Origin of the sequence: uncultured Campylobacter sp., assembly GCF_938030815.1 — a bacterium.
In the GTDB taxonomy this organism is placed as follows: Bacteria; Campylobacterota; Campylobacteria; order Campylobacterales; family Campylobacteraceae; genus Campylobacter_B.
This window is the reverse complement of sequence record NZ_CALHII010000153.1, coordinates 1-5,114: the sequence shown is the minus strand read 5'-3', so window position 1 is coordinate 5,114 and position 5,114 is coordinate 1. Positions and strand designations below refer to the sequence as shown.

The following is a 5,114-nucleotide window of genomic DNA, read 5'->3' as shown; positions in this document are numbered from 1 at the left end:
TACGCCTACGCCTAACGGCAAAGGAAATTATGCGGTAATAAACCCGAAAGACAGCAACGGCGATTACCTTTTGCTGCCTACTCAACACGGATTTGTGGATAATAACTGGAAAGATAGGGATCTAATCACCGATACGAAGCAATTCAATCTAGATCTTACCAAGGATTTTAATATAAAAAGCACCGAGCATACCCTAAGCTACGGGGGTCTTTATAGCAAAAGCGATAAGCGAATGGTAAATAGACAAGGATACGGTCCCATTAATAAACAATGGTGGGCGAATACCTTTTTCGGCATATCAAATACCAATCCGTCTTTTCCTATACTAGGCACTTGGTATGCCGATAAGTGTAAATTATACAACGGAAACGACTACGTATCGCTTTGCGGTCACGAAGATGATCCTTTTAGCTTCCTTATTCCGGTTGAGACCAAAACCGGAGCGCTTTATGTGGGAGATGACTTTCGTATAAACGATGTTTTAGCCTTTGATCTTAATTATAGGTATGATAAGGTTAAACACAATCCCTCATATACTCCGGGCGTTACGCCTAAAATTCCGACCGATCTGTTTATCGGGATGTTCGTTCCATACACGCCGCTTCCGGGCACTCCGTCTAACGACGAGATAAAAGCTCATAGAGATGCTAACGCCGAAGCCAACGCCGTGTATTTGGCTTCGCAAAAGAGAAAGTATTCGGCAAACTCATATTCTTTATCTACGAATATCGATCCGCTCGATTTTTTTAGAATTCAGCTTAAATACGCAAACGGATTTAGAGCTCCTACCTCGGATGAAATTTACTTCACGTTTCAGCACCCCGATTTTTCGATATATCCGAATTTGGATTTGAAAAAAGAAACGGCAAAGACTAAAGAGATTGCCTTTACGCTTCATAATTCTCCAAGCTTCGTTACATTGAATTTATTCCAAACGGATTATAGGAATTTTATAGATTTACAGTATAAGGGGGAATTCCAGCTTCCTTACGGAAACGGCGGAAGTACAATGCCTGCCTCTGTGTATCAAAACGTAAATCGTCCGAAAGCAAGAGTAAGAGGAATAGAGATAGATTCAAGACTGGCTTTGGATCAAATTTGGCAGCCATTGCAGGGTTTTAGCATTGGATACAAGCTAAGTATCCAAAAGGGTAGAATGGACATAGGTAATGGCAAAATAGATACCCCGATGAATGCGATCCAGCCTAGAACGGCGGTTTATAGTGTAAGCTACCAAAGCCCAGGCGATAAATTCGGCGCAGATCTATTTGTAACTGCGGTAGCTGCGAAAAAGGCGAGAGATACCTACAATATGTATTGGTACGAGCAGTATCTAGGCGGCAAAATCGTAAACGGCAAACCCGTAAGAAATAGCGAGGTGGAATGGAGGAGCGGCGGATATACGACGCTCGATTTCGTAACCTACGCCAAGCCGATCAAATATCTGACGCTTCGAGCGGGCGTTTATAATATAACCGATCGCAAATATATCACTTGGGAAAGTGCCAGATCAATAAGGCCTTTTGGAACTAGCAATCTGATAGATCAAGAAACAGGACTTGGCATCAACCGCTTTTACTCGCCGGGTAGGAACTATAAACTCACATGGGAGTTTCAGTTTTAAAAATTTAACCAGGTGTTTGATGTCTTATTAAAACGAAAGCTTTTGGAATCAAAATTTATAGATTTATTACTAAATTTAAAAAGGATGGCGATAGTAAATCATTTGGCATCATTTAGATTCCCGAATTTTATGCAGCGTGTAAATTTCAAATTTTACGTAGCGCGGCAGTCCAAGGGCTCCTGTCTGTAATTGATGTCAGCTTTATAATTTTGCAATGACGCTCACGATCTCTTTCAAAATCAAGATAGCGAATTTTTAATTTTAACTGCGGTCTCTATGAAGCATTTTAGCTCGCGGAATTTCTCCGTTGTTAACGTATAAAGCTCCGATCCCCGCGCGCCATTTCGCGCAATGTAGTTTTAAAAAATTTTATTTAAATAATCCAGACTACTTAGCCGCCGAAAATGAGTGATAAAAACCAAGCGCGGGCTTCAGGTAAAATTTGCGCGGAATTTAAAATATTATAAGATTTTGAAAATTTGTAGAATTAAAATTTAACGATAAATTTGACCGAGCGGATCGGTCAAATTTTGATTAAATTTTAACGCCGAGCGCGCAAAAATGTATTATTTATAAGCCTTAATCGCTTTATCTAGAATTTTCTCGGCTTCCGCGACGCTTGCGAAATCCTTTACTTTGACCCATTTATTCGGCTCTAAAAGCTTGTAGGTTTCGAAGAAATTTTTAATTTTATCCAGCGTCGCTTTAGGCAGATCGGAGACCTCTTTAATGCCCTCATATCGCGGATCGATCTTGCTAACCGGCACGGCAAGCAGCTTCTCGTCCATTCCGCTTTCGTCCTCCATCATCAAAACGCCGATTAAGCGGCACGGGATCACGCTGCCTGCGGCAAGCGGGTATTCGTTTAGAACCAAAACATCCGCAGGATCGCCGTCGTCTGCTAGGGTGTTCGGCACGAAGCCGTAGTTTGCGGGGTAAAACATCGCGCCGTAGAGCACGCGATCGACGCAAAGCGCACCGCTTGCTTTGTCGATCTCGTATTTGATATTCGAGCCGTAAGGGATCTCGATCACTGCGTTGATTTTATCGGGGTTTGAGCCCACTTTTATCTTTGAAAGATCCATAGTTTTCCTTTATTTAGAATTTAAAATTTTGATATTTTTCACGTCTATCGTCGTTTTGGTAAAATCTTTATCGATCTCGCCAGTGATTCGCACGAGCGTATTTTCATCCACGCTCACGCCGCGCCAAACGTCATCGTCGATCTCAACCTCGATGCTATCGCCGTTTTGATCCACAAATCGATAATGTTTGTGTCTTAGTTGAGATTTTATCTTGCCGTCGATTACGACAAAAGAATCATCTCTTAATTTAAGCGCTTCTTTGACGCTTGACGGCTGAGTTTGTGCCGTCGCGCCGCTTGGCACGAACCCGCCCGCGGCGAATGCAGCCGCGCACAAAGCCATACTAATTAAAAATTTTCTAACCATATCTATCCTTAAATTTTAATCTCTGCGTCCGCAAACAGATCCGAAATTTCATTAAATTTAAAATCCGCTCGCATTTGACGCGTGCATTTAAATTTACACGGCGAGCTGCTTAAATTTACGCTTAAATTTTTAATTATCTCGCGCAACGGCAAGCTATAAATTTAAAAGCGCGCTCGCACAGAGGCGCGTTAAATTTAAGCGCGATCTGTGCCGCTTGCGGTATGAAAAAGAAGCTGGGTGCGCTTTAAATTTAAGCCGCCATCCAAGCGCGCTAGCTCAGTTTTTCAATCTGCGCGGCGATTATAGCGTTTATGTCGGCTACGATCTCCTCGACCGTACGCTCGCCGTTTACGCTGTAAAATATGCCCGCGTCACCGTAAAATTTACGAATATCCTCGATCGGCTCTGAAAATACCGCCATGCGGTTTTTAAAGACCTCCTCGTTATCGTCCGCTCCGCGAGCGCGTCCTAAAACACGCTCCTTGGCGACCTCCTCGCTGACGCACACCTCGATGACTGCGCTAAGATTTACATCATCGTCGCCTCGCAGCACTTCGTCTAGCTTATTCATCTGCTCGACGCTTCTTGGATAGCCGTCGATGATGATGAAGTCTTTAGGTGAGCTTTTAATCGCGCTAACGATAGCATTTACGACGATATCAAGAGGCACGAGATTGCCTTTAGATATGAAGCTATCTATCTGCCTACCAAGAGCGCTGCCGCTTGCCACCTCGGCGCGCAGCAGATCGCCCGTGGAGTAGTGCTCGATGCTTTGATTCATCTGAGCGATCATGCTCGCATCGGTCGTTTTGCCGCTTCCCGGAGCACCGATGATTAGAAAAAGGCTTTTCATTTTTGCTCCTTTTTCTGAAGCCTAAGACCTAGCTCGCGAAGCTGCTCGTCTGTAACGACGCTAGGGGCTTTGGTGAGCGGACACTGCGCGCGCTGCGTTTTAGGAAACGCGATAACCTCGCGGATACTGCTTGAGCCGGTAACCAGCATCATCAGCCTATCAAAGCCGATCGCGATACCTCCGTGCGGAGGCGCGCCGAAGCTTAGCGCATCAAGCAGGAAGCCGAATTTCTCCCTCTGCTCCGCAGGCTCGATCTTAAGCAACCTAAAGACCTTCTCTTGAATGTCTGCCTTGTGGATCCTGATGCTGCCGCCGCCAAGTTCGATGCCGTTTAGCACGACGTCGTAGGCTATCGAGGTAATGTCCTCTAAATCTGGCTCGTCGGGATTGTTCGGCATAGTGAAAGGATGGTGCATCGCGGAGTAGCTGCCGTCGTCGTTTTGCTCAAACATAGGGAAATTTACGACCCACAAAAACTCAAGCCTATTCGGATCTATGAGACCAAGCTCGTTTGCGAGGAAAATTCTAAATCTGCCCATATAATCAAGCACGATTTTCTTTTTGCCCGCGCCGAAAAATACGACGTCGCCGACTTTAAGCTCGCAGCGCTTGATGAGCTCGTCCAGCTCGCTTTTTTCAAAGAATTTTACCAGCGGTCCCTTTAGCCCGTCCTCTTTTACTTGAATAAATGCGAGGCCCTGCGCGCCGAATTTTTTCACGTATTCCTCAAAGCCTTGCATCTGGCGCTTGCTAAATTTAAGATCGCCGCCCTCGACTTTAAGAGCTTTTACGCGGTTAGCCTTGCGGTCTTTGGCTAAATTTGAAAAAATTTCATTGCTCGATTTTTCAAAAATATCGGCTACGTCGATGAAAGGCATATCGTAGCGCAGATCGGGTTTGTCGCTGCCGTAAAGCTCCATCGCGTCTTTGTACTCCATATGTCTAAAAGGGGTGACGATCTCGCGGCCGCAGGATTTGAAAATGTCCTTTAAAACCTCCTCGGCTACGCGCATTACGTCGTATTGGGTATTGAAGCTCATCTCGATATCGATCTGCGTAAATTCCGGCTGGCGGTCGGCGCGCAGGTCTTCGTCGCGGAAGCAGCGCGCGATCTGGAAGTATTTATCAAAGCCCGAGCACATCAAAAGCTGCTTGAAAAGCTGCGGACTTTGCGGAAGCGCGTAGA

The 5,114-nt window shown here is 45.2% G+C and carries 5 protein-coding genes; 1 reads left to right on the top strand and 4 read right to left on the bottom strand.

Translation table 11 applies throughout. The annotated features are described in order from the left end of the window. Window positions 1–1,624: TonB-dependent receptor (locus Q0277_RS06100; RefSeq protein ID WP_297996508.1), on the top strand; the 1,624-nt coding region annotated here is incomplete at its 5' end. Window positions 1,625–2,190: 566 nt separating this feature from the next. On the opposite strand, the gene ppa is transcribed toward Q0277_RS06100, so the two are convergent. The 4 genes from ppa to aspS all read right to left on the bottom strand — a co-directional run. Continuing rightward, complete coding sequence (ppa, locus tag Q0277_RS06095) at window positions 2,191–2,709, bottom strand: inorganic diphosphatase (RefSeq protein WP_297996506.1); 519 nt, start codon at window positions 2,707–2,709, stop codon at window positions 2,191–2,193. 9 nt (window positions 2,710–2,718) lie between these two features. Further along, entirely contained in the window at window positions 2,719–3,075 is a 357-nt protein-coding gene (locus tag Q0277_RS06090) for a NirD/YgiW/YdeI family stress tolerance protein (protein WP_297996504.1), read from the bottom strand. Between the two features lie 271 nt (window positions 3,076–3,346). Further along, complete coding sequence (locus Q0277_RS06085; protein WP_297996502.1) at window positions 3,347–3,928, bottom strand: adenylate kinase; 582 nt, start codon at window positions 3,926–3,928, stop codon at window positions 3,347–3,349. Continuing rightward, the coding region (aspS, locus tag Q0277_RS06080) for an aspartate--tRNA ligase (RefSeq protein ID WP_297996500.1) at window positions 3,925–5,114 on the bottom strand (1,190 nt) is incomplete at its 5' end. The genes aspS and Q0277_RS06085, both read right to left, overlap by 4 nt.